Genomic DNA, 24,449 nt, shown 5'->3' with positions numbered 1-24,449 from the left:
CGAGCCAGAGAATTGATGTGGGGCAGCCATCCGGGTGCTCGCGCACCCGGCAGGGAGCTGCCGGCCCTCCGGGCCTATTGCGCAGTAACTGATGCGACGTCCCGAGCGAAAGGCGACTATAAAAAGTCGTACGTTCCAAACACGTGTTTTCCGCGACCAAAACTCGCCACGGCGTTGCATGCTACCCTACCGCGATTGAGCCGTGTTCGTCTCAGTGAGACAGAAACAACTAACAACCGCGGTACGAACTGGTTCATCGGGTGGCGATCAAACGTAGGCCGTGTGGAGCTCTGCGACACACGGCGTTCAGCATCGATGCCGTGTGTCGCAGAGCTGCACACGGCCTACGAGGTGGCGGTCACCCGGAATCGGCAATCAACCTAATACCACTGCATCGCGTAGTCCTGGAAACGCTTGATCGCAGCGTCGCGCGCGGACCGATTTTTATACTTTTCCCAATCCGATTGTTGACGATTCAAGGCATTGATCAGGCGGCTTCTTGAACCTTGGAACTCTGTCCAATGACCTTGCGGTTTTGTTTGCAGCTTCTCTTGTCGCTGCGCAAGCAACGCTTTCGTCCCTTCGCGTATGATCGGGTCGTCAGTTTTTGTCAGGTTAAGTAGCGGAAAAAATCCTTCGTCGCTGATCGGCTTGACCGCGATCATGACGGACGGATGCAAGTAGCCTGACTGGATTCGCGACACATTGTAACGCTGCGTGATGTAGTCAACCGGAAAGACGCTGTACGTAACCACGGCAAGCAACAGAGCAATCAACTGTCCTCGGATCAGCCACCAAAAGCTGCGGCTCTTCGCGATCTTGTACAACACCAACACAAATCCGATCACCACCAAAGTAATGCCGAAGAAACCGATTGTTCGCATTCGCGTCATGCCGTTGTACCCGACATAGATCATCAATCGATTGTAAACGGCAACGGCTAACAACAGATTTAGTCCCGACCAAATCCACGCGAGGTTCCGCACGCGATCAAGTCTGGGATCGCGAAGCATCGATTGGCGAAAGATCATTGAAAGCAGAGCTGTGGCGAGTGCCAGAGCAAAGGTCAGCCAAGCGGCACCCTGATGAGCGTAGCCGGCGTAGTAAAACCCGACGGGAAAATCGCGTGTCCAAAGCGTCGCGAATTCAAAAATCAGGTACGCTGCAAATAAACCAATCAACGTGACCAACGTGTTGCGAAAAGCGGGATACCACGTTGAATTTTCTTGGCCGGCGATGATTTCAAGCTTGCTTCCCGTTGGTCCGACGTGCGGCAATGGCCGCGACGGTCGCATCAGCCCGGTGCCAATCAACAAAGCGGCCAAGCAAAACGGTAACTCAAAAATTGAAATACCTTTCACCCAGTTCAGCACGATGTTGGATACCCAAGTCAATTCGCTCGATACCCAAGAAAACAGATTCGGATTCGCAAACACAAAGATACTGCCAAAGACAATCAATGCGGCGGCTGGGATCAACAACGCCAACGAATTGCTGTGCGTTTGTGCCGACCGATGAACACGCCGCGGCAAACTGTATTCGCTCAACCGGGCGGCTCCGTCAATCGCGCATCGTGCGGCCATCGACGCACCTTCGATAACCAAAGGCGTTGCCCCGGCCGCCGACATGGCCAGCCCGACCACCAGCGTGACTGCAGAAAAAATGGCTAATGAAGATCCCTGCCAGATCAGCCTGCTGACGACGATCACCAGTAAACCGATCACTAAGCCCGCAAAGTGCTTGCGTACAAGTTTGGGCTGCAGGATCGAAAAGATTGGCGGGACCAACGCGAAGAAAATCGCCGGACCACAGAAACCCAACGACCGAAAGATCAACAGGTCCGCGAGCGCCGTCCAAGCAACGACGGCTACAATTTCTGATGTTGTTACAGGATCGCTGGCGACGGCTGGTTTGGCCGCCGCTTTGCTCTGGCGTCCAGATGAGACCACCTGCGGAGCACGCTGTTTCGCCTGCTCGGCAGGATTGACCTGCTCAGAAGGTTTAGCCTGCTCAGCAGCATTTGCCTGCTCAGCAGCATTTGCCTGCTCAGCAGCATTTGCCTCCTCAATTGGCGGCGGGGTGATTTTGTCGTCGTCGGGTTCCTGATCATCCGCCATGCTACCCTACCGCGTTTGAGCCGTGTTCGTCTCAGTGAGACAGAAACAACTACGAACCGCGGTACGAACTGGTTCATCGGGTGGCGATCAAACGTAGGCCGTGTGGAGCTTTGCGACACACGGCTTCAGGATCAATGCCGTGTGTCGCAAAGCTCCACACGGCCTACATCGATTCCCATCCTCAGCCCACGCGGCTACTCGGCGGTCGCCTTTTGACGGGTTTCTGTTTCAGCCGGTATCGTTCCGCCGACCATTTTGTAGACCTCTGCACCGGCAGCTAAGAACGCACCGACGCCGAAAACTTCGGACTTATCCGGGTACGAATCGCCGGGTGCGGCACCGACTGGTTGCACGTAAACCAGCATGCCTTCGGGCGTCACACATTCGCTGAGCGCCTGCCAGCCTTTGACAACGGTCGGTCCATACTGATCACGATCCAGCAATCCGTTGTTGATGCCCCAGGCAAGACCGAAGGTGAAGAACGAACTGCCGCTGGTTTCTTTCATCGGATAAGCTTCCTGCCCGCCAAGAAGTCCCATGCTCCAGGTGCCGTCTTCTCGCTGAATTTCTTTGATGCTTTCTGCCATCTGTTTGTAAAGGTCCACATAAAACTGACGACCTTCCCAGTCCTTTGGCAGATCCGGAATCATCAACGCCAACCCACCGAGAACCCAGCCATTGCCACGCGCCCAGAAGAACTTTTTGCCATTGTCTTCGCGTCGTTTGAAGTAGCTGGAATCTCGCCAGAACAAATGCTCCTCTTTGTCCCACAACAAGTCATAGGTCGCGTGGAATTCTTGGTCCATAAAGTCAAGGTACTTTTGGTCACCAGTGATCTTAGCCAATCGAGCCCAAACTGGCGGAGCCATAAACAACGCATCGCACCATCCCCAACGATCATGGCAATCAGTACCCCGACCCCATTTCAATGATCCGGTTTTTGGGTTCGCAAGAATCCAGTCGAAATGATCCTGAGTCGGTTTCAGCATCGCTGGATCGCCGGACTCTTGATGCAATTTCAAATAGACTTGCCCAACGGCATGATCGTCAGCGTGATAGGGACGTGAATGCAGATTCCAATCGTTGCGTTCACCGATCGTGTTCAACCAATCGGCGTATTGAGGATCGCCAGAAACGTCGCTCCATTGCTTCATGCCGATGTAGAGCGCCGCCATCTGCCACATCAAATCGTGATAGCTTCCCTTGGCACTCCATCTTTCTCTTTGCTTAATCGGCAACGCGCGATATTGGCGGTGATCATCAAACGTTTCGATTTGCCAGTCAGCAACTTTTTTCGTGAGCGCCTTTACTGATTCCGGCGTTGGCTCTGGCGGCGCAGCAGAACTGGTCTGGGGGAACGCGAAGATGCACGCAGTTAGCAGCGCGGCGGCTAGGGGTTTCTGTAGCATAGTTGGGAACTCGGTAGAAACGTTGTAGGAACATGGGGTCTGTGATGGACTTAACATACCCTGAAGATAACCAAAATTCACGTCGCCGTGCGTTTTCGCACTCACCAATCTGCGTGACCGACAACTCAAAATTTGCTCCCTCGCCATTTGTTCGGCCCGAGCTTCGCAATATGGTATCGCTGGTAAGTCTAGCTACGATACAATCGAATCACGTCGCGTGGATTCGCGTCACGATGAAACGTTGCTTCAACATTGAGAATAAGGGTTAGAAATGATCAGAGCTTTCCTTGCATGCTTGGCACTGTTGGTGGTCGCCGCCAGCGTACCGATTCGAGCGATCGGTGAAGAAGCGGTTATCGCGGAACCTCGCACCGGATGCCGTTTTGTTCCCGAGCGATCGGATGACTTCGCTTGGGAAAATGACAAAATTGCATTTCGTGCCTACGGTCCTGCGTTGCGTGCGAAGCCCGAAGACAGCGGTTTTGATTGCTGGCTCAAACGAGTGGACTACCCAATCATCGACAAGTGGTACAGGGAAGCTTCCCAAGGCAAGACCTATCACAAAGATCACGGCGAGGGATACGATCCGTACAAAGTGGGCGCGTCACGCGGCTGCGGCGGTTTGGCGTTGTGGATCGATGGCAAGATGGTCGCGTCGGATGTCTTTACCGACTGGAAGATCGTCAAGAATGAACCCCAGGAATCCGTGTTTGTACTTTCCTATCAATGGGAACATGCAGGCGATCAGTATCAAGAAGAAAAACAAATTACGATTCGAATGGGCGAGCGTTTGTTTGAATCGCAGTCAACGTTCCGCAAGAACGGAGAACTTGCCGCTGACCTTCCAATCGCAATCGGTCTGGTCCAGCATCACTCGCACGATGCTGTGTCCAAGGATCTCGATAGCGGCTGGATGTCGATTTGGGAAACGATTGACGGGTCGGACCTTGGCGTCGGCGTGGTGATCGATCCCGACAAGATCGTTGAATTCAAAATGCTGAAATCAAAAGTAGACTTGGAAAGCCATGCGTTGTTGATCACCAAGACTGATGAAAACGGGCAGTTGAAATATCATGCTGGTTACGGCTGGGAAAAAGCGGGCGAGATCAAGACCGATGATGAATGGCACAATTACCTAACTGAATTTGCAAGCAGCAAATAAGCTTTCAGCGATAACACAATCAAACACCAACTAAATAGGAACCATCGTTTTGGACGTTCGATACACCATTGGCAAAAATGAATACCAACGAATGAACACGCAAGAACTGCGTGATGCATTCATGATAGACATCTTCGAAACTGGAAAACTGAATCTGCTTTACTGCGAAGTCGAACGTGGAGTCGTCGGTGCCGCCGTGCCCACGTCGGCTCCGCTGGTTTTGGAAGCAGGCGAAGAACTTGCGGCGGATTACTTCTGCCAACGTCGTGAAGTCGGCGTGCTGAACATCGGCGGGACTGGTTCGGTCACCGTGGACGACGTCGAATATGCGATGGAGAATCTTGACGGGCTCTACATTGGCCGCGGAAGCAAGGCGATTTCATTTCAAAGTGCCAATGCCGACGCCCCCGCACGGTTTTACCTGCTCAGCTATCCGGCACACGCCGACTATCCAACCACTCATGCCAAGAAAGCGGACGCCAACGCGTTGGAATTAGGCACGGTCGAAGACGCGAACAAGCGAACGATCTACCAATACATTCACGAAAACGGCATCAAGAGTTGCCAACTGGTAATGGGCTTTACCGCCCTGCAACCCGGCAGCGTCTGGAACACGATGCCCTGTCATACTCACGAGCGACGGACCGAAGTCTACATGTACTTTGGGCTCGATGACGCATCGAAGGTGTTCCACTTCATGGGCCCCGGCGATGAAACTCGGCACATCGCGATGGCGAACGAACAGGCGGTCATTTCACCGATGTGGTCGATCCACTGCGGATGCGGCACCAAGGCGTACACGTTTTGCTGGGGAATGGGTGGCGAGAACCAACGTTTCGATGACATGGATCACATCGCGATCAAGGATTTGAAGTAATGGCAAAGGATCAATTCAGACTCGACGGTAAGGTTGCACTGGTGACCGGATGCAAACGCGGCATCGGTAAAGCGATGGCGATTGCACTAGCCGAAGCCGGCGCAGACGTCATCGGTGTCAGTGCGACGCTGGAAACCGAAGGCAGTGCAGTTGAAAAAGAAGTCAAGGCGATCGGTCGGAATTTCCAGGGCTACGCATGTGATTTCGCCGACCGCAAAGCGATGCATGCTTTCATCGCAAAAGTGACCAGCGACTTTCCACAGATTGACATTCTGGTCAATAATGCCGGAACGATCATGCGTGCCCCCGCGGCTGAGCACAGCGACGAGTACTGGGACACCGTGATCGAAGTGAACCTGAGCGCTCAGTTTGTGCTTTCGCGTGAACTTGGAAAACGCATGATCGAGCGTGGCAGCGGAAAGATCATTTTCACCGCATCACTGTTGACCTTCCAAGGCGGAATCACCGTTCCGGGCTACGCCGCCAGCAAAGGTGGTATCGGGCAATTGACGATGGCGTTGTCCAACGAATGGGCTGGCAAAGGCGTCAACGTCAACGCAATCGCGCCGGGTTACATCGCCACCGACAACACGCAAGCGTTGCAGGACGATCCCGAACGCAGCAAAGCGATCCTGGGACGTATTCCAGCCGGTCGCTGGGGTGATCCCGATGATTTTAAAGGGCCCGCCGTCTTCTTGGCATCGCCAGCGTCCGATTACATGTCCGGACACACCATGGTCGTCGATGGGGGATGGATGGGACGCTAAGAGACTGCTTCAACCGTAGCTGATCCCGCCAGGGTTCAGTCCACGATCAGTTCAGTCCACAATCAGATCAAGCTCGACTGAACCCTGGCGGGATCAGCTTCGGGCAGGCTGTTTCAAAACAGCTTCCAACGGAAAGCGAAAATTGTTCGCGGTGCGGTTTGTTTTCGTTTCGGTTACAATCCGAAGTCCACACAAACTGTCCGCGAATGCTTTATTTCGCGGTGCCGCCCACCGCCATTTCCCCTCCGATCTATGTTCGATCCGCTGCACAAGTGGCTTGGAATTCCACCGGACCAGCAGCCGCCAAACCATTACCGGTTGCTAGGCATTGATCTGTTTGAATCCGATGCTGATGTTATCGATGCGGCAGCCGACAAACAGTTGACGTTCTTGCATCAACTGACCAGCGACGAACACGCGGAAGCTGCCGAGGAAATTTCCAATCAGGTTTCGATCGCCCGGTTGTGTTTGCTGAACCCTGCGAAGAAGAAAGCTTACGATGATTCTTTGAATCGCAACCAACAGCCCGCTGAAAGTCCGTCCGCTGAAAGTCCGTCCGGTGGCGAAACTGACGCGGCGATCCCGATCATTGACGTGTCCGAACCTGAGAAGCCCGTATCCGTAAGTCGGCCGCGGCAGAATTATCGGACGAAGCCAAAACGCAAATCACCTTGGAGCACGGTCACGGCGATTTGCGGAATTGTGGTTTTGCTGACGCTGGTCCTGGGCATCCAGCAAGGCCGTTTAATACTGGACTGGTCAAAATTTGTGCCTGGTCAGTCGGCCAGCAATCAATCAGTGCCCACCAAGGCCGCGACGCCTGGGCGCATGGTTCCACCATCACCATCACCGTCTCCATCGCCAGCGACTCGGCCGCAAACCACGTCTTCGACTGCGGCTGCGGCTGCGATGCAGGAACATGACGCTAGCGAAATCGTTCAGCCCGAAGAATCGGTCGCCCCAACGCCGATTCAATCCAGCACCGACGACAGCGAACCGGCAAGCCAATCGACACCAGCACCCAAGCCAACTCCCAAACCCAGACGCAGCTTGGCGGACCTGCTTCACGACACGAATTCGGAACAAGAACCTGGCACCGAAACGGTTGCCGATCAGCCGGTCCAGTCAGCCGAAAAGGCACCAACCCCCGACAAAGCTTCGCTCGCTGAGAAAATGACACTCGTTCGCGATCTTTATCGCGATCAATACGTCAACGCCAAGTCCGGCGAACAACGCATTGAACTCGCCAAGCAAATGCATCGTGATGGCGAACTGACCACCGACGATCCAGTGGGACGGTTTGCGTTATGGCAGGTCTCGCGAGACATCTTCGCGGGCCAAGGACGTTTCAACTCGGCGATGGCAATCGCTGACAACTTTGCGACGTTTTACGACGACGTGGATGCCGAATCATTGAAGCTGGAATCGCTGAAAGAAGCTTCGGCAAAAGTCACACCATCAAGCTTGGGCGATTTCTACGAGACGTCCATTCAATTTGCTCAGCAATGTTGTGATCGTAATCGGCACGTCGTTGCCACCGACACCATCGTGTTCTTGTTACAGACTTTCGGCGATCGACTGGACTTTTCACAAGTTGAAAACGCCAAAGCGGTTCGTGATCGCGCAGTCGTCGAAGGCCAGCGTCATCGGGATTTCAAGAATGCGATTATGCAACTAGCGGAAAAACCAGACAGCAAAGCCAACGATACCGTCGGCAAATACCTTGCCTTCGTTCGCGGTGATTGGGAAGAAGCCATTCACTACCTCGCTGAATCAGCCAACGAATCACTTGCGGCAGCCGCGAAGACGCAGCTTGCTTTCCAGACCGACGAAGCGTCCCCGATCGACGTCGCTAGCGCCTGGGATGATGCCAGCGAGAAGATTGAGGCCCCGGAGGATCGAATGCAAGTGGTGCGGCATGCCCTGACGTTCTACGAAATGGCGGCGGAGTCTTCGGAAGGTTTACTCAAACGAACCGCCGAAGTGAAAATTGCAAAGGCAAAAGAATGGCTGGGTACGCAAACCGATTCGGAAACGATCGATCCAGCAGCTTCAGAAATCGAGGACGCCAGTGGCGAAGTGTTGGCGTATCGTGTTTATCAGTCGAGTGCTTCGAAGAGCGATTTTGCCAAACATCGTCGTAATAAGTTCACCGTTGGAATGGGCAATCGGTCGGGCGGTATCGGCGAAGCCGCGGTGGGTGTCGAATTGAAATCCGTCAAAACCATCCAAGTCGACGGAGCTGCTTCGCATGAAGAAATGATGGTGATTGATGAGTTCTCCAAGACCGGTTTCCTGATCGATTACCGCACGCCCGGTGGCTACACCAAGCGAGTCTTTTTGGGACTTGGAATCAGTCCCGGACGATCATTCACGGATTTGCCTGCTTGGGGAACGGGTGGCAAACCGGAAATAATCACGGACATCGGCAAGTCGGCCGAGTACGAAATCGACCTGACTCGCTGGGCCCCCAAAACCTGGGATGGACGCAGTTGGGTGACGCTGTACATGCAAAATGCAGGTGAAGATCGGTCAATTCAGGCGGACATAAAATGGTAACTCAACCCAATAACTCGAAAAACACAGTCACCATCACCGACCCAATCGTTGGCATCGATTTGGGCACAACTCGCAGTGCCGTTGCTTACGTTGATTTTAAAGGCGACGTCAAAACGCTGCCCAACAGTGAAGGTGACTTGATCACGCCATCGGCGGTTCTGTTCGAGGACGGTGGGGTCACCGTTGGCAAGGAAGCGATCAAGGCGTTGACCGTGACGCCGCAGTTGGTCGCTTTGCACGCCAAGCGAGAAATGGGCAACCCGACTTATTCCAAAACGATTAACGGGCAAACGTATCCACCGGAAATGATTCAGTCGTTTGTGCTGGGGAAACTGAGACGTGATGCGGGTGTTAAATTAGGCTGCGAAGTCACCAAGGCAGTGGTGACGGTTCCTGCTTACTTCAACGAACCCAAACGACGGGCAACGTTGGACGCTGGCAAGTTTGCCGGTCTGGATGTTCGCGCCGTTATCAATGAACCCACCGCGGCGGCGATCGCGTTTGGTGTGGATCGCGTCAGTCGTATCGTCGGAAAGCAAACCGTGTTGGTTTACGATCTGGGCGGCGGCACGTTTGATGTTTCCGTGGTGGAAGTCGAGGGAAAAAAGATTCGCGTTTTGGCGACCGACGGAAACTCTCGCCTGGGTGGAATCGACTGGGACAAGTGCTTGGCCCGATGGATCGACGCCCAATTTAGCGTCAAGCATTCCATCAAACCCTCCCAAAGCGAACTCGGAATTGAATTCTTGCGAAAGGAAGCGGAAGAATTGAAACAGTCGCTTTCGGCACGAAAGAAAGCGAAGGTGCGACTGTCTTTCCAGGGTAAAACGATCGACACCGAGATTACCCGTGAGGCATTCGATGAGATGACAGCTCACCTGCTCGATCGAACTCGCTTTACCGTCAACAAAGTGATCAAAGAATCCAAGTTGGAATGGATTGAACTCGATCGCATCTTGCTGGTCGGCGGATCGACGCGAATGCCGATGGTGCCTGAAATGTTAAAACGAGAATCCGGCATCGATCCTGATGCGTCGGTGTCGGCCGATGAAGTCGTTGCGCACGGTGCCGCGATCTATGCGTCAACCTTGTTGGAAAGCACCGACACCGAAGACGGGCTAGATTTCCCCAGCATCACCGACGTCAACGCTCACAACCTAAGCGTGTTGGCGACTGAACAGAAAACGGGCCGCCGCGTCGGCCACGTGATGATCGCTCGAAACACGACGTTGCCTGCATCACAGATCACTCGCTTTCACACCATCCGCGACAACCAGCCCAGCGTTGTTGTCGAGGTGGTCGAAGGCGGCAATACGACCGGTTTGGGTGGCACAAAAATTGGTCGCTGCGTGATCGATCACTTGCCGCCGCACTTGGCCGCTGGCACACCAGTCGATGTTGCGTTTCGCTATGACTTGGACGGCCTGATCCACATCGAAGCCATCTTGCCAACCACGGGCCAACGAACCGAAATGACGATCGATCGCGCCGCCGGTTTGTCCGGCGACGATCGCGACAAGATGCAAGACGTGTTCGATGCACTGGGCTTGAACGACTAAGAAATTGATGTCCTTCGTAGCTGATCCCGCCAGGGTTCAGCTACGATCAGATCAAACTCAACTGAACCCTGGCGGGATCAGCTACGGGCAGGGATCGCTCGCGCGTGCCTAACGTGCCATCCAGAATCCAAGCACTTCAGCCACTTGCTCTTCTTCCAACATTTCGTGTGCGGCCAGTTCATCAGCCAGTGATGCGATCGCGGGCCAGCAGGGTTCCTTTTGCATGTGACGATGAAGTTCGACAATGATCGATTCCATCAAGCGAGTGCATTTGACTGGGTCACGAGTGATTTCCAAACCGATCGCGCCGGCGGTTTGCCAATCGTGTTGCCATGGACCGTAAGTTGCCGGATGCAATTTTTCGCCACGATAAATCATTTCGGCAACCGGCCCAGCCAGGATGGTCATAATTTCGCGTTGCCGTTGCCAATCGGTATTCCCGGACACCTTTCCCCAATTGACGCGGCAATCCCCAAACCGCTCAGGCAAATAGTCATCCGCTTCGCCCCAAAGTTGCATCGAGTCAACTTTCCCACCCAGCGCATACCCAATCACAGCATGCCCCGATTCGTGGTAAGCGGTAAGCGTTTCGTCATCCATCGCAACTCCTGAGCCATTGTTGATTCGCTTGACTTCACTCGCAAGACACAGCAGTCTTGTATCAGGAAAAATCCCTTGCTTACGCTGCGGGTTGGGATTTCAGTGCTCAACCCAGATTGAAAAAGTGAGTTGCCCTGAGTCTTGTATCATGCAAGCTGGTTGAACTGTAGAGGAGACCCTATTGAGATAAACCTCGTATGAATCGTTCTGTGAGATAAAGACTTGACTCACTTGGTTTCTCGCTGAACACCCAACGCAAGGCCTGCCCCCAGAGAGACTTCCGCCAGAAAGGTTTCTCTGAAAGCCTTCTCAGAAAGCCTTCTCTGGTGAACGTACGGGGACCAAATTCGGTTCGCAGCGTTTGGTCGTCTGCCCCCCGCCCGACCGGCGCTCAATTGACCGCAATATTTAACTGGCTTTCGGTGAAGATGGTTGTGGTTATCGGTTAAGATGAAACATCATCAATGATGATCTAACGCTCCCGCCAATAAATTCGATCTTGTTCATGACTTCTTCATTGATTTATTCCTCGCTTCGTTTCTTTGCGTGCTTGGGTTCCTTGGTCCTTGGGTTTGGCCTGCCGGTTCGGGCCGAGTCGATCGACTTTGTTCATGACATCGTTCCGGTGTTGCAGCGCAACTGTGTTCACTGCCATGGCGGACGTGAAGCCGAAGGCGATTTCTCGCTCAACACCCGTGCGATGGTCGCTGATTCGGGATACGTCGATTTAGATTCACCGGAGGATTCTTATCTGCTGGAATTGGTTACATCGACCGATCCAGATGTTCAAATGCCGCCCTCGGATCGTCCTCGAATGAGCGATCAGGAGGTCGCGTTGGTTCGACGTTGGATTGAAGATGGCATGCAGTGGGATGCAGACTATACCTTTGCGATTGACACCTACGAGCCGCCACTACGTCCTCGCACGCCCCAGCTACCCGAAGCCAGCCAAGGGCGGGATCATCCGATCGACCGGATTCTGGATGACTATCTTGCCAAGACTGGTCTGCCGCTTCCCGCTTCGATTGACGATGCGACGTTCTTGCGTCGCGTCTCGTTGGATTTGATCGGAATGTTACCCAACGGCGAACGGCTTGAAACGTTCTTGGCCGATCAAAATCCGTTGAAACGGTCCGAGCTGATCGACACGTTGTTGGACGACCAGATCGGATACGCGGACCACTGGATGACGTTCTTCAACGACCTGTTGCGGAACGACTACAGCGGCACAGGCTTCATCACCGGCGGCCGTCAACAGATCAGCCATTGGCTTTACGATTCGCTGCGAACGAACAAGCCCTTCGATGTCATGGTGCGAGAGCTGATCGCGCCGCCGAGTAAAGCCAGCCAGGGGTACATCGATGGGATCAAGTGGCGGGGCGAAGTCAGCGCGGGACAAACTTTGCCCATCCAGTTCTCGCAGAGTATTTCGCAGTCCTTCCTGGGCATCAACATGAAGTGCGCGTCCTGTCATGACAGCTTTATCGATCGATGGACACTTAAGGACGCGTACGGGCTGGCAGCGATCTATGCCGACGAGTCATTAGAATTGCATCGCTGTGACAAACCGATCGGCGAAACTTCACAAGCGGCTTGGTTGTTTCCCGAACTTGGACGAGTCGATCCCGACGCACCACGAGAACAGCGTTTGCAACAGCTCGCGGACCTGATGACGCACCGCGAAAATGGACGCTTCGCCCGCACGATCGTCAATCGTTTGTGGTACCAGTTGATGGGCCGGGGAATTGTTCACCCGCTTGACGCAATGCAGAGCGAACCTTGGAACGAAGATCTGTTGGATTATTTGGCGGTCGAATTGGTCAACAATGACTACGACTTGAAGTCCGTGTTGCGATTGATCGCCACCAGCGCGGCCTACCAATCGGAATCTGAGGTCGCCAGCGAACAGAGCGTCGGCGACGATTATGTTTACCGCGGACCTCGCAGCAAACGGATGACGGCCGAACAATTCATCGACAACGTTTGGCAACTGACCGGTGCTGCACCAACCAAGTACGACGCCCCAGTGATCCGAGGCGCGAGCCAACACTCGGGCGAAAAGAATTCTGACCCAATCGACCTACCGGCAATCACCGGCCAATGGATTTGGGGACCGCTGGAAAACGGCACCGCTGCTGGTCAACAATCCGTCGTGCTGCGAAAGACCATCAAGCTACCCGCGGGTGTGGTTGCCGGCGGTGCCGTGGTCACGTGCGACAACGCTTACGAAATGTACGTCAACAAACAATGGGTCAGCGGCAGCAAGGACTGGACTCAGCCCCAAGCGGTGGATCTGCGTTCAGCTCTGAAAAATGGCGAAAACTCGATTGTCGTCGTTGTAAAGAATGAAGGAGAGTCGCCCAACGCGGCTGGCTTGTTCTTTCAGGCTCATTTGAACTTGGAGGATCAATCCAAGCTGGTCTTTCAATCCGACGACACGTGGGAGTTCAATCCGAATGCTCCCAAACAAGTGAACAACAAACTGAGTCGAATACGCGGACCCTGGCAAGCCGCTACCGTGGCTGCGACGTTGCCGGCTTGGGCGAAAGTCGTCAACCAACGTTGCCGGCTGATATTGGCGGAAGTGTCCACGATGGGCGACGCCTTGCCGATGGTCCGAGCGTCGTTGATCAAGAACACGGCGCTGATGAAATCACTGGGACGTCCGATGCGAGAGCAGATTGTGTCGATGCGTCCAGATCGGATGACCACGCTAGAAGCGATCGACCTAGCCAACGAGTCGTCGCTGGCTGAGGCCTTCGCGATGGGTGCAGACCGATTGATCGAGCAAAGCGATGGAGACACCGACTACATCATTGGCGAGCTGTTCCGATCAACGTTAACCCGTCAACCGACCGACCATGAACGCGAATTGCTGATGGGCGTTTTGGGCGATCGGCCCGATAAGTCAGCGGTCCAGGATGCGATCTGGGCCGTCTGCATGTTGCCTGAATTCTTTCTGATTCGCTGAGACTAGTGATGAACTTTGAAAAAGAACGAAAAGATGCCGCCGATTCCATCGGTAATTCCCGAACGCCCGAATCGATCGTGCGTCGCGACTTCTTGCGGGCACTATCGGCCGCTGGTGCCGCGGCGATGGCCACCGGAGCCCCACAGATACTCGCCAGCCCCTCGCAATCCGATTCACTCGGTAGCATCGAACATCCCCGCCCAACGGCCGACGCTTGCATCTTGTTGTGGATGGCCGGTGGCATGGCCGCGCCGGATACGTTTGATCCAAAGCTGTATCTGCCGTTCAAAAAGGGGCTGCCAGTCAAAGACATGCTCAGCACATTCCCCGCAATCGACACGGCGGTCGATGGAGTGCAAATCTGCAAAGGGCTCGAAAACATCGCTTCGGTGATGGACCGTGGAACCTTGATTCGGTCGCACGTCCAACCCGATTTGGGCAGCATCCTACATTCGCGACACCAGTATCATTGGCACACCGGATACGTTCCGCCACAGACCGTCGCGGCTCCGCACATTGGTGCCTGGATGTCACGCGTGCTCGGTGCCCCCAACGAAGTCATGCCGGCGTTCATCAACATTGGACAACGACTCGAAGGGGTCGGCGAAAGCGAAGAACTGAAAGCATTCACCACCGCCGGGTTCTTTGGCAGTGAGTTTGGGCCAATGAATCTGCCGTACCCCGACCAGGCCGCCGTGTCGGTTCGACCACCCAAGGGAATGAAGTCCCAGCGGTTTGCCAATCGTGACAAACTGTTTCGCCGACTCGTCGACGCTAGCCCTGATCGCGATCGGATGAGCGACTATCAACAGGAATCGTTGCTGCGGTCGATGGACGCGGCGTATCGATTGCTTAGTAGCAAGGACCGCGAGGCGTTCGACATTACACTTGAGCCGAAGGAAAGCTACGACGCCTACAACACCAGCCGATTCGGACAAGGTTGTTTGCTGGCTCGCCGCTTGGTCGAATCGGGAGCCCGGTTTGTCGAAGTCACGACCGAGTACGTTCCATTCCTAAACTTCGACACGCACGCAGGCGGTCACGCGACCATGTCTCGCATGCACGCTGAAATTGACCAGCCGATCGCTCGATTGATTCACGACCTGGAAGACCGCAAGCTGCTTGATCGCACCTTAGTAATCGTCGCATCAGAATTCAGTCGCGACGCGTTGATGGAAGGCAAACCGGGATCCAATGCGAATGATCAAGCGACTGAAAAGGTGGACGAAATCAGTGAGATGAAACACTACGGTTTGCACCGCCACTTCACCGGCGGATCCAGCGTGCTGATGTTCGGTGGCGGAATGAAACAAGGCCACGTCCACGGTGCAACCGCACCACAGCGGCCGTTGGTGGCGATCGAAGACCCGGTCAGCATCGAAGATTTGCACGCGACGATCATGACCGCGATGGGCATCAGCCCACGAATGGGATTTCAGATCGAAGGCCGTCCGTTTTACGTCACCGCCGACGGCAAAGGCCGCAGCGTCGACGCGTTATTCGCTTAAGCACGTCCGCAGAGCTTTCATGATGGTTTTGGCAGAGTGCTTTCCAGGTCACCGAAACCGAGAAACAACATCAAATTCATCGATTCTCTTGATGCCATATTTTTCAGATCCACCTAGCCGATGACTGTATGACCGGATTCGTGGTGGGCGGTCATTGGTTCGTCGCCTATCGCTAGGCTGCCCGATTCTTGATCGTTGCCACTTTTCCAACCAAGGCATCCAGCGTTCGCTTGGTGGCACCGCGATGGCTTTCGACGACTGTTTGGGCGGACCTTCCTAACGAATCAGCGGCGGGAATGTTGTTTAAGCAGCGGCGGACGAAGTGGTGCAGCTCTTCTTCATCGGCGACGCGGACTGCTCCGCCTGCGGCAATCAACCCGTCGGCGATCACTCGGAAGTTTTTTGTGTTGGGACCGAACGAGACGGCGCTTCCGTAACCGGCTGGTTCCAACATGTTTTGTCCGCCGCGGCTTCCAAAGCTGCCACCAACGGTTGCGATCGGTCCGACGCCCCACCAATCTCGCAGTTCGCCGATGGTGTCGACCAAGATCACTCGCTCGGCTTCCCAGCCTTGCCGGTGCAGCGATGGATCACTGGATCGACGATGAGGGATGAAACCTTTTGCCTTGATCAAATCAGCGACGGCATCGAATCGTTCGACGTGTCGGGGAACGATGACTAAGCGTAGTTCTGGCTGCTGTTCGGTCAGGCGTTGGTAGACCGAAAGTGCGATTGCTTCCTCGCCTTCTTGCGTGCTGCCCATAATCCAAACGCGTTGCCAAGGATCGATGCCGGACCATTGTGATAATCGCATCACGGTTTCGGTGTCACGGCGGTGCGGAGCGTTATCGAACTTGATCGAACCGGTCACTGACATGCGGTTTGCGGGCACGCCGCACTCTTCAAAGCGTTGTTTGATTTCTTCGTCTTGGCAGCCCACCCAATCGAATCGGGCAAAGGTCGGTCGAATGAATTTGGCGAAACGCTGGTAGCTTGCGGCACTCTTTTCGCTCAGCCGTCCATTGATGATCCGCACCGGGCACCCTTGATCGGTGGCCAAGCGAACCAGGTTGGGCCACAGTTCTAACTCCGTCAGGATCAACTGTTCTGGCTTCAAATTGGCCAGTGTGCGTGAGACTGCCCAGGTGAAATCGAGCGGAAAAAAGAAGACGTTGTCTTTGCCGAATGACTTGACCGCCAAGTCATATCCGGTGTCGGTCGAAGTACTGATCGCGACGGCCAAATCGGGGCGGCGTTCTTTTAGCTTGGCAACCAACGATGGCAGCAGATTGACTTCACCAACGCTGACGGCGTGAATCCAAAGACAGCCCTTTTTATCGCCACGAATTTGGTTCGCACGATCGCAAGACAAACCCAGAAACTTTTCGCCAACGCCTCGTTTGTAGCGGCCAAAACGAATCATCCGATACGCGATGATTGGGGAAACGAGCGTTAATAGGCAGGCGTAAAGAAAGTTGGCGAACATCGCAGTCCTTTGCGTTGTGCGGGTGATGGCAGCGTTTCAACGTAGCTGATCCCGCCAGGGTTCAGACCGCCGACCGGCTGAGTCCCGACTGAACCCTGGCGGGATCAGCTACGATTGATTATTCGGATTCTAGTGGCTTGTCTCAGCTAAGAATTAGGGTGTGCCGTAGTGGATCTTGTTAAAGATCCTCTCGCGATAGGATCTTTAACAAGATCCACTACCCTAAAATTAAGCTGTGACAGACCACTATACCGTTTTTCGCATGTGGCATTGCTTGTACTTTTTGCCGCTGCCGCATGGGCAAGGGTCATTGCGTCCGACTCTTGGTCCGTCCTTGCGAATGGGTTCGGGGCGGGCCTCTTCGCCATCACCGGCGGTCGAACGCGCCGATCCGGCGGCGGCTTTCTGTGCGGGCGACTCGGATGCAGCTTGACTCATTGCCGACTGGACTTCTTCGCGTTGTTCTTCGCCTTCGATGTAAGTGCTGCGAATGAACTCTTGATTCAGCGTTTCCATGCGGAAGATCAGGTCTGTCACTCGTTCGCCGATCGCTTCCCACATCGATTCAAACAGCTTCATGCCTTCGCGTTTGTATTCGACCTTGGGATCCATTTGGGCATAACCCTTCAGCCCGACACTGCTGCGCAGATGGTCCATCGTCAGCAGGTGATTCTTCCAAGCATCGTCAACGATGTTCAGCAACACTTGTCGTTCCATGCGACGCATTTCTGGGTGGAACTTGTCATCGACGGCACCATCGAGTGCCAGTCCCAGTTCTTCGCGATTCATCCGCGACAAGTCTTCCTTGACGGCTTTGTAATTCAGTTCACTTTCAAGCCAATCGGCAAAACTGTCCAGCGATCCGTTTCCGCCACTGGCGACAGCGACGGTCACCTTCGGATCCGCCTTGCCGAACAATTCGCTCAGCTTGTTCTGGGCGACTTGTTGTTTCTGTTCGGCAGCACCGCCGGTATCGCGGCTGTATTCGACCAGTTGGCTTTTCAATTCAGTCTGGTTCAAACGAACGTCATCCACATTGACCTGAACACCGAAGCGACGATTGATCCACTGGACCAAACCTTCGCGATCGAGTTGAACCTGAGTGCCTTGCTTTTCAGTGAACCGCGACAGTCCGGTCAGCACTGGGTATTCCGCTTCCTTGGCCAAGTAAGCTTCTTCGGCGCGAGCGAACAGGGAATCTGTGACGCGACGTCGATCTTCGACATCGCGAAACTCTTCTGGCGTCGTTTCAATACCAAACTTATGCTTCATCCAAGCCGAAAGCGTCTTGAGTCCAAAGTCGGCGTCGAGCGTCGGTTCGCCTTCGCTGAGATCAACCTTGCTAATTCGTTCCTGTGATTTTTGAATCAGCTCGTCGATCATGGCATCGCGATCCATGTTTTGAAGCTGATGTTCTTGGTAATTGGTGCCCAGATTGGTGTTTGACCAGTTTGCCAGCGCCTTCCAATTCCATTCCTCTTCCATGCCTTCGGGCAGATTTTCTTCGACGATTTCGGCCACGGTTACTTCGGTCGCACGTTCGGCCTGATCCTTGGCGTAGGAATCAGCCATCTCGAAATCCATGTTGGTGAAGTCCTTCGGTTCCAGCGTGCAACCGAGGTTGCCGCCCGCGAATGTTGCAAAGGAATCGACACCATAATGTGGGTCCAAGAACGTTTCGACGTACTTGTCCAGTTGACCACGGATCAGTTCCAGAACCATCTTGCGGCTGCTGTGACCGTCCAACAAGTTTTGGCGATAGCGGTAAACTCGCTTACGTTGCTCGTCCATCACTTCGTCATAGTCGAGCAGACTCTTGCGGATTTCGTAGTTGCGTTCTTCGACCTTCTTTTGAGCGGCCGCGATCCGACGGCTGACCATTTGTGATTCGATCGCATCACCTTCCTTCATGCCCAAGCGTTCCATCATGCTCTTGACGAAATCGCCAGCGAAAATCCGCATCAAATCGTCTTCGAGCGATAGGAAGAATCGGCTGCCACCGGGATCGCCTTGACGACCACAACGACCACGAAGCTGCAAATCGATTCGGCGTGATTCGTGCCGCTCGGTTCCCAGCACATACAGGCCACCGATTTTGCGAACGACCTTGCCCTCTTCGCTCATGTTTTCGCGTTTATCGATCTCATCGACCAGCTTGTTCCAAACTTCGTCGGGCACTTCCAAACGCGTCGGGTATTCGTGCTGCAGTTGTGCCCAGGCCATCGTGTCAGGATTACCGCCCAGGATAATGTCGGTACCACGACCAGCCATGTTGGTTGCGATCGTGACCGCGCCTAAACGACCGGCTTGCGAAACGATGTCGGCTTCGCGGCCGTGTTGTTTCGCGTTCAAAACGTCGTGCTTGATGCCACGTCGTTCCAACAATTCAGAAAGCCGTTCGCTCTTTTCGATACTGACTGTTCCGATCAATACAGGTCGATCTTTGTATTCGATCGAATCAATCGTTGACTTGGAAATCGATTCAGCCTGCTTCTCTCCCTTGGCAACGATCGACACCGATTCGTCGTCTTCTTTTTCGATCAGGCCCCAGAGTTCTTCGCCGTCTTTTAGGTTCAGCACGTCCCATTTGTGGGCGCGTTCGACTTCATCGGCCAACGCAGCAAACTTGTCCTTTTCGGTCAGGTAAATTTGATCCGCGTATTCAATCCGCTGCATGTGTCGGTGCGTGGGAATCGCGACCACATCCAGCCCGTAGATCTTCATAAACTCGGTTGATTCGGTCATCGCCGTCCCGGTCATTCCCGACAGCTTTTTGTACATCTTGAAAATGTTCTGCAGCGACGCGGTCGCAAAGGTTTGCGTTTCCTGCTTGATCGGAACGCCCTCTTTCGCCTCGACCGCTTGATGCAATCCGTCGCTCCACTGGCGACCTTCCATCAACCGTCCGGTGAATTCATCAACGATGACAATTTCGCGATCTTTGATCACGTAGTTGACGTCGATTTTGTACAGGAAGTGTGCCTTCAACGAGTTGTCGATCAGGTGCGGCCATTCCATGTTGCCAGCGGTGTAGAAGCTTTCCACGCCTGCGAGTTTTTCAGCTTCGCGAACGCCTTCGTCGGTCAACGTCACGTTGTGTTGTTTTTCGTCAACGGTGAAGTGCAATTCCTTCTTCAATTGACGTGCGACTCGGTCGGCTTCTTTGTAGCGTCCCAGATCCAAGTCGGCTGGTCCGCTGATGATCAACGGCGTTCGAGCTTCGTCAATCAGAATGTTGTCAACTTCGTCGATGATGGCGTAGTTGAGCGGGCCTTGGCATTGTTGAACTTCGGCGGGAAAGCGGTCATCGTTCTTTGCCGCCGGACGCATGTTGTCACGCAGGTAATCAAAGCCAAATTCGTTGTTCGTTCCGTAAGTGATGTCACAGGCATAAGCGGCTTGCTTGGCATCGGTGGACATGCCCGATTGGATCGCGTTGACCGTCAATCCAAGATTCATGAAAATGGGTGCCATCCATTCCATGTCACGACGAGCCAAGTAATCGTTGACGGTAATGACGTGAACGCCCTTGCCTTCGATCGCGTTCAGGTAAGCCGGCAACGTCGCGACCAAAGTCTTGCCTTCCCCGGTCACCATTTCAGCAATGTTGCCAAAGTGCAGCACCATGCCACCGATTAATTGCACGTCGTAATGACGCATGCCCAGGAACCGTTTGCCACCTTCGCGGCAAACCGCAAAGGCGTCTTCCAAAATGTCGTCCAGAGTTTCGCCTTCGCGCAGCCGCCCGCGCAGGACTTCAGTTTGGTTTCGCAACTCCTCGTCGCTAAGTGCTTCGTATTTGGGTTCGAGCTTGGTGATCGCTTCGGCGCGATTTTGCAGCTTCGATACTTGGCGAGCGTTGGCGGAACCGAATACGGCCGTGATGCCGCGTTCGACTGATCCAAATAAGCCGCCGAATACGACGCCCAGAGCGTCCCAAATTTGTTCAAGAACTGGCATGATGATTGAGTAACTGTGTGTATTTGACGGCCGCCGCTGTGTTGGTGGCCGGATCGTTGAAGGGTGCAATTGAGATTGGCTAGTCTTCCTGACCGCTCGGCAAGTCCTCGTGACCGCTTCGTTTGGCGCGCAAAACCCCTAACTCGTTCTCAAGGCTAAAGTTACGGGTTTAGGAAAAATGGGTCAACTGCGATTGACGTCTCAGGACGGATTACGCTGAGTTTCTATTAGGTTTCTGCTGAGCTTCTGCTGGGTTTCCTCTGGGTTTCTCGTCAGCTTTTGGTCGGTCTTCCGCCGCGAATTCGACGTTTCCGGCTTGGCCTACTAACATGGCATACAGCTTCGCCGATACGGTGCGACTGCTTCTCTTCTGCTTGCCCTCTTTCCATCACGGCGATTCGATGCGTCAGCTTCGATCCATGCAACGTCTTACCAGCGCTGCCCATCTCTCCCCAAGTCATTCGCGTTTCGGCCGAATACCTTGGTTAGCCTTATTTTTGGCTGTCGGATTGGTTTTGTCATCAGGCCAAGGTTTGAAGGCTCAGAATTCTCCATTTGATCAGCCTGAGCCGACTCCCTTCCAACGAATTCCCGGTGGAATTGGGCAGTTGGGTGGCAGCGAACCTGGTGGCCAGTATCCATCGCCGCAGTATTACCTTGGGCTAGAAATTTATCGCACCGGCGACCTGGAACAGGCGGTTGATGTGCTGGAAATGGCTCTGCGAAATTCTCGCCGCGATATCAATGGTCGCTGGGTCGATGCGATTCCGCCGCTGGCGATGCTGGCCGAGTGCTATTGGCTGCTAGGCGACATCGAGACATCCAAACAATATATCGACCAAGCGTTTCAGATCGCGATTCGAAGTCGCGGCTGGCTCGGACGCAGCGGTTTTGAATCTGCGATCCAAGGCAACGTCATACGCAGCAAGCCACCCTGGATTTGGCCCGCGGCTGCGGCGATCAACGTCATGCCAATTTCCGATCGTATGCCGTATCGGGCTGGCGATTTGTTGACTGAACAACGACTGGCCCAAGGCGGAACGATCCAGGAACAATCGATCCGGCCCATCGATATCGCCGAGATCATGCGGACGATCGCAGTCGCCGCGCACCGAAGGCGAATTATTTTGGGGCCGCTGGCCAAAGACGACCCGATGGCGACCGGTTTGCTAAACGCGACCAAGTACCCGACCGGAGTCGTGCCGCTTGGCCGCACCCTGATCGGTGCGATGCGAGCGTCGGAGTATTTTGCCGGCATCGAAGACAAACGTGTTTTTGAGAATGCGATCAAGTCAGCATTGCCGGGTGGTTCGGCGCATCCACTGACTGCGGTCACGCTGATGTCGAAAGCTCAAACGGCAGCGACGGGGAATCAGGTCAACGCGGTGTTGGACATTGCCAGCGTCGCTGCGAACACGGCGGCCGCACTGGAACAACCCGAATGGATCGGCGAGGCGATGCAGTTGGCGGCCGGTTGCGCGACAACTCAAAACGCAGCCGTCGTTGCCAAGACAGCGGGCATGGCAGCGGTCGCAACCAACCGTGAATCTCGACTTGCGTCACTGCACTGCCTGGTCGCTGCCGCCGACGCGTCGGTGACGGCGGGTGATTTGAAGTCTGCATCGGCATTCTTGATACAGGCCAGAGACCTGTCGTCTCGCCGCGACGTTTTGGTGCCAAGGCTGGATGCCTACCGAGCCTACGTCGCTGCTCGAATTTCCGCCAGCGCCGGATTGTCTCTCGCTTCGCCAACCACCAACGAAACCGATCAAAACGTCGCGAACGTGCGTGACTTTGCCATGAACCATCGATCCCGAAAACGCCCATTGGTGTCGATGCCGCGGCTGTTTCAAATGGGCCTGATTCGGGCATCACTGGGTGGTTCCGTCGGTGGCAAAACCGGCGACGCGTTATTGGCCGCCTACAGCAGTGAGCCGCCCATTGAAATCTGGCGACGTGATCCTGTGGACGCATTGTCTGCCTGCATGGCCGATCGATCTTTCCTGCGGACTGCGCGTGTCGAATTGGCTGCCGCCGGTGGATACACCGAACCGTTTATCATCGCTTGCGACAAAATGCTGGCTGGCCGATTTCTGGACCAGCTTCCCCTGGGCGGTCGCGTTTCTCAGGTGCGAACACTCGTCAGCCGTGACGCGGATCTATTGCCGAAAGATGTGGTCGCCTTTCGTGATGATGGCGGTCAAGCCCTGAAAGAATTACTGGCGTCGGTAGTCAACGAAAACAATCCGACACCGGTTTCCGTCGAAGCGATGGAAGCCAGAGCGACAGCCTTGGCGCTGGACCGAATCGAATTTCCCGAAATTACGATTCCGTCGCTTGATACGGAAAAACCCGCTTCAACTTTGCCGGAGCGGACCGGATTGCTGACCTTTGTTTCCGTCGGCAACCGCGTCTACGGTTCGCTGGCCAGCAACGGCAAAATCGTGATGTGGGATATCGCGGGTGCGAGCCGATTACCGGGCGAGATCGGACGGTTGCTTAAAGCGATTGGAGTCGGCAAAACGCGTGGCAAGCGAATCCCCGAAAACGATGATTGGAAAGAGGCCGCGGTATCACTTCGCCAGCGTTTGATCCCCGACGAATCGATGCTGGAAAAATCTGGTTTTGACAACCTGATCGTCGTGCCCGATGGGCCGCTGTGGTATTTGCCGATGGAAATCTTGCCCGTTGGCGATGCGAAGTCACCTTTGGTGGGCGAAAAGATGTCAGTCCGCTATGCCGCGACGCCCGGGTTGGCAATCAAGCCTGTCGCACCGCAGTCAGACAACGAAGCAATCGGTTTCGTCAGCGCACGGTTCTTCTCGCCTCGCGAATTAGAAATCGATGAATCAATGCAGCAAAGCATGATCGACGGAATGAAAGAACCCGTTCGCTTGCCACTAGCCTCCGATGCACCATCCAGTTTTCTTGGCGGGCGCGTTGGGCATTTGGTGATCGCTGCAACGCAAAACGCAAACCTGAAACAACCGCTTGCAACCAACATTGCCGGTTACGATCGATCGTCGCCCTACGGAACACTGGGGGCATGGATTCGATTCCCAGCGGCTGCGCCGTCGTCGGTGGTGATGATGGGCATGCGAAGCCCGATCGATCAGGGCCAGATGGGCGACGGCAACGACGTGTTCATGATGTTGGCGGGCCTGCAAGTCGCCAGCGTCCGAGACATCCTGATTTCACGTTGGGCAGTGGGCGGTGAATCGTCGGCAATGCTGCTGCGAGAACTAACACAAGAACTGCCCTTCATCGGCCTACGCGAATCATTCACCCGAGCAAAAATCATCCTGCAGAACTCTGCACTGGATCCATCGGCCGAACCGCTGCTAGCCCCAGGGCGATTGCGCCACGATAGGTAATCTGGGAGACTGAGCGAAGGTTCGTGTTTGGACGGCTGATTTGCAGTTGTCGGGCGAATCGCTTCGTACTGGTGACCTTCGATGGAACGCTCCGCCTCGC

General features: G+C 54.6%; 13 protein-coding genes. 8 read left to right on the top strand and 5 right to left on the bottom strand.

The window, feature by feature from the left end; all coding sequences use genetic code 11:
* Nucleotides 1-380 precede the first annotated feature (380 nt).
* On the bottom strand, nucleotides 381-2,117 hold the full coding sequence (locus RC85_RS18045; RefSeq protein ID WP_068265348.1) for a DUF4153 domain-containing protein: 1,737 nt from the start codon (nucleotides 2,115-2,117) through the stop codon (nucleotides 381-383).
* A 194-nt stretch (nucleotides 2,118-2,311) separates the two neighbouring features.
* Complete coding sequence (locus tag RC85_RS18040) at nucleotides 2,312-3,526, bottom strand: glycoside hydrolase family 88/105 protein (protein WP_068265347.1); 1,215 nt, start codon at nucleotides 3,524-3,526, stop codon at nucleotides 2,312-2,314.
* A gap of 271 nt (nucleotides 3,527-3,797) precedes the next feature.
* Between RC85_RS18040 and RC85_RS18035 the strand changes: the two genes are divergently transcribed.
* From RC85_RS18035 to RC85_RS18015, 5 genes are all read left to right on the top strand, one after another.
* The gene (locus RC85_RS18035) at nucleotides 3,798-4,688 is read left to right on the top strand and encodes a DUF4861 family protein (RefSeq protein ID WP_068265346.1); all 891 of its coding nucleotides are present in this window, start codon (nucleotides 3,798-3,800) and stop codon (nucleotides 4,686-4,688) included.
* Between the two features lie 49 nt (nucleotides 4,689-4,737).
* Nucleotides 4,738-5,565: a 5-dehydro-4-deoxy-D-glucuronate isomerase gene (gene kduI, locus RC85_RS18030; protein ID WP_068265345.1), complete on the top strand. Its 828-nt coding sequence runs from the start codon at nucleotides 4,738-4,740 to the stop codon at nucleotides 5,563-5,565.
* Nucleotides 5,565-6,332 (top strand): SDR family NAD(P)-dependent oxidoreductase, encoded by a 768-nt coding sequence (locus RC85_RS18025; protein WP_068265343.1) that lies wholly within the window; start codon nucleotides 5,565-5,567, stop codon nucleotides 6,330-6,332. The genes kduI and RC85_RS18025 overlap by 1 nt, the downstream gene beginning before the upstream one ends.
* A gap of 252 nt (nucleotides 6,333-6,584) precedes the next feature.
* Entirely contained in the window at nucleotides 6,585-8,891 is a 2,307-nt protein-coding gene (locus RC85_RS18020; protein WP_068265341.1) for a hypothetical protein, read from the top strand.
* Nucleotides 8,885-10,450, top strand: coding sequence for an Hsp70 family protein (locus RC85_RS18015; RefSeq protein WP_068265339.1), 1,566 nt, complete (start codon nucleotides 8,885-8,887; stop codon nucleotides 10,448-10,450). Before RC85_RS18020 ends, RC85_RS18015 begins: the two co-directional genes overlap by 7 nt.
* A gap of 108 nt (nucleotides 10,451-10,558) precedes the next feature.
* Here RC85_RS18015 and RC85_RS18010 read toward each other — a convergent pair whose 3' ends face one another.
* On the bottom strand, nucleotides 10,559-11,050 hold the full coding sequence (locus tag RC85_RS18010) for a hypothetical protein (RefSeq protein WP_084422801.1): 492 nt from the start codon (nucleotides 11,048-11,050) through the stop codon (nucleotides 10,559-10,561).
* Nucleotides 11,051-11,555: 505 nt separating this feature from the next.
* Here RC85_RS18010 and RC85_RS18005 point away from each other — a divergent pair.
* Nucleotides 11,556-14,021, top strand: coding sequence for a DUF1549 domain-containing protein (locus RC85_RS18005; RefSeq protein ID WP_068265335.1), 2,466 nt, complete (start codon nucleotides 11,556-11,558; stop codon nucleotides 14,019-14,021).
* Nucleotides 14,022-14,029: 8 nt separating this feature from the next.
* Nucleotides 14,030-15,529 carry a DUF1501 domain-containing protein gene (locus RC85_RS18000; protein ID WP_084422800.1) on the top strand — a complete coding sequence of 500 codons (1,500 nt, stop codon included), beginning with the start codon at nucleotides 14,030-14,032 and terminating at the stop codon, nucleotides 15,527-15,529.
* A gap of 172 nt (nucleotides 15,530-15,701) precedes the next feature.
* Here the strand turns inward: RC85_RS18000 and RC85_RS17995 are convergent, their stop codons facing one another.
* Nucleotides 15,702-17,015, bottom strand: coding sequence for a 3-deoxy-D-manno-octulosonic acid transferase (locus RC85_RS17995; RefSeq protein WP_068265333.1), 1,314 nt, complete (start codon nucleotides 17,013-17,015; stop codon nucleotides 15,702-15,704).
* A 246-nt stretch (nucleotides 17,016-17,261) separates the two neighbouring features.
* Nucleotides 17,262-20,975, bottom strand: coding sequence for a preprotein translocase subunit SecA (secA, locus tag RC85_RS28965; protein ID WP_068265331.1), 3,714 nt, complete (start codon nucleotides 20,973-20,975; stop codon nucleotides 17,262-17,264).
* A gap of 515 nt (nucleotides 20,976-21,490) precedes the next feature.
* Between secA and RC85_RS17985 the strand changes: the two genes are divergently transcribed.
* Complete coding sequence (locus tag RC85_RS17985) at nucleotides 21,491-24,349, top strand: hypothetical protein (protein WP_157593960.1); 2,859 nt, start codon at nucleotides 21,491-21,493, stop codon at nucleotides 24,347-24,349.
* The last annotated feature ends 100 nt before the right edge of the window (nucleotides 24,350-24,449 follow it).

The organism is Rubripirellula obstinata (assembly GCF_001642955.1).
Lineage (GTDB): Bacteria > Planctomycetota > Planctomycetia > Pirellulales > Pirellulaceae > Rubripirellula > Rubripirellula obstinata.
This window is presented reverse-complemented; position numbering and strand designations above follow the sequence as displayed.

Excerpts from the sequence above, each read along its gene's own strand:
- RC85_RS18045 (WP_068265348.1), bottom strand. The coding sequence starts at position 2,117 with ATGGCGGATGATCAGGAACCCGACGACGACAAAATCACCCCGCCGCCA.
- RC85_RS17995 (WP_068265333.1), bottom strand. The coding sequence starts at position 17,015 with ATGTTCGCCAACTTTCTTTACGCCTGCCTATTAACGCTCGTTTCCCCA.
- RC85_RS18025 (WP_068265343.1), top strand. The coding sequence starts at position 5,565 with ATGGCAAAGGATCAATTCAGACTCGACGGTAAGGTTGCACTGGTGACC.
- RC85_RS18035 (WP_068265346.1), top strand. The coding sequence starts at position 3,798 with ATGATCAGAGCTTTCCTTGCATGCTTGGCACTGTTGGTGGTCGCCGCC.
- RC85_RS18000 (WP_084422800.1), top strand. The coding sequence starts at position 14,030 with ATGAACTTTGAAAAAGAACGAAAAGATGCCGCCGATTCCATCGGTAAT.
- RC85_RS18015 (WP_068265339.1), top strand. The coding sequence starts at position 8,885 with ATGGTAACTCAACCCAATAACTCGAAAAACACAGTCACCATCACCGAC.
- RC85_RS18005 (WP_068265335.1), top strand. The coding sequence starts at position 11,556 with ATGACTTCTTCATTGATTTATTCCTCGCTTCGTTTCTTTGCGTGCTTG.
- RC85_RS18020 (WP_068265341.1), top strand. The coding sequence starts at position 6,585 with ATGTTCGATCCGCTGCACAAGTGGCTTGGAATTCCACCGGACCAGCAG.
- RC85_RS18010 (WP_084422801.1), bottom strand. The coding sequence starts at position 11,050 with ATGGATGACGAAACGCTTACCGCTTACCACGAATCGGGGCATGCTGTG.
- secA (WP_068265331.1), bottom strand. The coding sequence starts at position 20,975 with ATGCCAGTTCTTGAACAAATTTGGGACGCTCTGGGCGTCGTATTCGGC.
- RC85_RS18040 (WP_068265347.1), bottom strand. The coding sequence starts at position 3,526 with ATGCTACAGAAACCCCTAGCCGCCGCGCTGCTAACTGCGTGCATCTTC.